2 protein-coding genes and 1 pseudogene are annotated in these 3,666 nt (G+C 38.1%); 1 reads left to right on the plus strand and 2 read right to left on the minus strand.

Features of this window, described 5'->3' with window-relative positions; genetic code table 11:
• The first annotated feature begins 130 nt into the window (after nt 1-130).
• Complete coding sequence (gene ispG, locus RHOW815_RS07330) at nt 131-2,047, plus strand: (E)-4-hydroxy-3-methylbut-2-enyl-diphosphate synthase (protein WP_215217666.1); 1,917 nt, start codon at nt 131-133, stop codon at nt 2,045-2,047.
• A gap of 137 nt (nt 2,048-2,184) precedes the next feature.
• Here ispG and RHOW815_RS07335 read toward each other — a convergent pair whose 3' ends face one another.
• Together RHOW815_RS07335 and RHOW815_RS07340 are read right to left on the minus strand one after the other, a co-directional pair.
• The gene (locus RHOW815_RS07335) at nt 2,185-2,472 is read right to left on the minus strand and encodes a penicillin-binding transpeptidase domain-containing protein (RefSeq protein ID WP_215217669.1); all 288 of its coding nucleotides are present in this window, start codon (nt 2,470-2,472) and stop codon (nt 2,185-2,187) included.
• An 18-nt stretch (nt 2,473-2,490) separates the two neighbouring features.
• Nucleotides 2,491-3,081: pseudogene (locus tag RHOW815_RS07340) on the minus strand (chloramphenicol phosphotransferase CPT family protein).
• Nucleotides 3,082-3,666 lie beyond the last annotated feature (585 nt).

The raw sequence follows: 3,666 nt of genomic DNA on the forward strand, positions 1-3,666 counted from the left end.
CTCAACTTCGAAACTCCACTAGAAGTGTTTAGGAGATTATCTACAAACATGCTATGCTCGGGTGCACAATAGATGTTTTTTCAAGTATTTATTACGTTATTTTTTGTGCACTTCAAGGTTGAAAGGGCCTATGATTAAATATTGCGAATCTACTTATAAGACAAAGAGGTGGAAAACACGCGAGGTTATGGTGGGTAAAGTAGGGGTTGGGGGAAACAATCCTATACGTATTCAATCTATGACCACCTCTAGCACACGTGATGTCCAAGCTACCATAGATCAGATTATTCGACTTGCTGATGCAGGTTGTGAAATTGCTAGGGTAACGGTTCAAGGGATGAAAGAAGCTGATGCTTGTGAGGGTATTAAAAGTGGACTTCTTCAGCGTGGTTATACAATTCCTCTTGTTGCAGATATACATTTTTTCCCTCCTGCTGCGATGCGTGTTGTGGATTTTGTTGATAAAGTGAGGGTAAATCCTGGTAATTACGTAGATAGAAGAGCTTCATTTAAAACGAGAGAATACGATGATGCATCTTATGCAAAAGAAATAGAAAAAATTGAAGAAAAATTTACTTCTCTTGTAGAAAAATGCAAATCTTTGAAGAGAGCCATGCGTATAGGTACAAATCATGGTTCTTTGTCTGACCGTATTATGAACCGTTATGGCGATACACCACAAGGAATGGTGGAGTCAGCATTGGAATTTGCAAGAGTTTGTCGTAAGAACGATTTTCATGATTTTATGTTTTCGATGAAGTCATCTAATCCACAGGTAATGATTTTAGCCTATCGGCTTTTAGTTGCTGAAATGATGTCTTTGGGATGGGATTATCCTCTGCATTTAGGAGTTACAGAGGCAGGAGAGGGAGAAGATGGCCGAGTTAAATCAGCTATGGGGATTGGCTCACTTTTGCTAGATGGAATAGGCAATACCATTCGTATTTCTCTAACAGAAGATCCTTGGCATGAAATCGACCCTTGTCAACGCCTTGTTGCATTGGCTTCTACATATGAAAAAAAGCAGGGGATGCCTCCTTTTGAAGAGATCTATCGTAATATCGAAAAGATAGAGCGACGCACAGTTAATTTACCAAGAAATATTTCTTTGCATAGAGATGGAACAGTCTTTATCAGTGTCAATAAGAGTGATGTAGAAGATTGCGATTTTTATAAAAAATTAGGATGTGATATTCAGCTAAGCCTTCCTAAACTTAAAAGAACTAGTGCTGATTGTATTGTTTTAGATAAGGATGTTAATTTTAATACTCCTATTCTCAAGCATTTGCAAGAAATGGGAATGAGCGTGTTTTCCTATAATCCCATTGAAGGCGGAGTTAAGCTTATTTCTTTATCAGAACTTGATAAGCTAGCTCCTGCACCATCTTTATTAGCTGTTATCATAAAAAACGAATCCTCTACAGAATGGGAAAAACTTTTAAAGACACAACCAGCGCTTATTGTTTTAGCGCCAGAAGATCATCGATTGCATTACTGTAGGCAGTTTTTTTATTGGCTTCAAATGCAAAAGCTACACCTTCCTGTGATTTTGCACTTTAACTATAGCTGTATTCAAGAAGATTTTATTATTCAATCCTCTGCAGAGCTAGGAGCGCTTCTTTGCGATGGCTTAGGGGATGGAATCTGGCTAAAGGGTCCGTATGATTTTGATTTCTTAAGAAATTTAAGTTTTACTATCTTGCAATCTACAAGAATGCGCTCTTTCAAAACCGATTTTATCTCTTGTCCAAGTTGTGGTAGAACGCTTTTTGATCTTCAAGATGTTTCTAAGCGTATCCGTGCGCGTACTTCACATCTTCCTGGTGTGAAAATTGCTATCATGGGTTGTATTGTAAATGGCCCAGGAGAAATGGCAGATGCGGACTTTGGTTACGTTGGATCTAAGCCAGGGAAGATCGATCTCTATCTTGGGAAAACCTGTGTGGAGAAAGATATTGATTTTACTCATGCCGATAATCGCTTAATTGAACTTATCAAAAAACATGGGCAATGGATAGAACCAGAAATAGTAGAAGAATTTACTTAAAATCTTGTTATATTCTAACGGTGGTAATTATAACAATGGATCTTGTCACCTTTTTTTAGACAGCAAAAACACGAATGCTTTGCTGATTCATCCATCTTGTTTCAAATTCTTGAGGAGACATCCTACATTTCCACCCCCTAGGGCACTTTTTTGGAATTAGCCCATAGATTTGAATTGCCGTATTCTAATAAGCTCAGATATTTTTGCATATTCTCCCATCCCAATTGTGTTGCTAAAATGCGGGAAAACCAAACGCAAGAGGTTTTCATCCAAGATTGTGGAGTTTTCCATGATTCTAAGAAATGATCATAACTTTCTTGAAACAACCAAGTTGGAGTCTTTTCGTCTTGTAAAACCCCTGCATCATATCCCATTAAGCTTAAAGCAATCTTAAATGTAGAGCAAGGAGTAATGCGCTCGTTGATATTGAGGACCTAGTTCTACTATTTTCTCGTTCGATATGCAATGGACTTAATTTTTTCAGTATTTTCACTAATGCTTGCATGATGTGTATCTATCTCTAAGTCGTATGTAGCACCAACATGTACTTTATTAAACTGTCCCCTTGCTGATCCTGGAATACGATTACCTCTTTCTTTTTCCCTCTGTTCCAAAACAGAGAGGGGAGCATTTACTCCAACCCATAAAACTGGGAAGTTTTTTAGAGTTTTCTTCCATTCGTCAAGCTGTTGTTTGCCGAAAGAGACATCATCAATAATAAGATGATGACCCATTTTGGCAAGGGCAAGGACTACCTCTTGGAATGTTTTGCCTATCTTTTGAGCGTACGGACCTACTTGTAGTTCCTGAATAGGATTGCCAGATGCATCTTCACTTTTCTTCCAACTGTATCCGATAGGAGCTTCTCCCCCTTTCCAATCATTGACTTTCTCTGGCATCTAGCCAATGATCTTATCGATCCCAATATGCAAAAAAGGTTCTTCAAATGCATGTTGTAATGCTTTTGCAAGAGTTGTCTTTCCGCTACTCGATGGCCCATTTAAATATATGATCTGCACAGGTTCTTGTGTCATACTAAGCACGCCAGTTTTCGTTTGTCAAAGAAGTTAGAAGGCCCTTTCAATCTCGAAGTGCACAAAAAAGAACATATAAATACTTGAAAAAACATCTATTGTGCAACTGAGCATAGCATGTTTGTAGATAATCTCCTAAACACTTCTATTGGAGTTTCGAAGTTGAGAGCCTTTCTGGGTCTGTTATTTAGTATAAGTTTCCACCCTTTCCATATCCTTGGAAGTCGTATCTAAAAAGCTTTGTGTTTTAAGAAAATATTGCCTAACTAGTCCGTTTGTATGCTCATTTAAGCCTCTTTCCCAAGAATGGTAGGGCGTTGCAAAGTAGAAAGTCTGACTCTAGCTCGAAACTAACCATTTGGTGATAGGCAAATTCTTTTCCGTTGTCTGCTGTTAATGTGTGTACAAAATCTTTGATAGGTTTAAATTGTTCAATTAACGCTTGACTTACTTCCTCTGCAGTTTTATGAGAAACTTTGGCGAGCTTAATTTAGCTTGGAAGTTCTTTCTACCATTGATACAATTACGCCTTTATGTCTTGCCCCTATGACTGTATCTAGTTCCCAGTCTCCTAAACGAGTCTTT

The sequence above is a fragment of the Candidatus Rhabdochlamydia sp. W815 genome (assembly GCF_018642185.1).
GTDB classification, from domain to species: domain Bacteria; phylum Chlamydiota; class Chlamydiia; order Chlamydiales; family Rhabdochlamydiaceae; genus Rhabdochlamydia; species Rhabdochlamydia oedothoracis.

Coding starts and splice junctions, on each gene's coding strand:
- ispG (WP_215217666.1), top strand. CDS start 131: ATGATTAAATATTGCGAATCTACTTATAAGACAAAGAGGTGGAAAACA.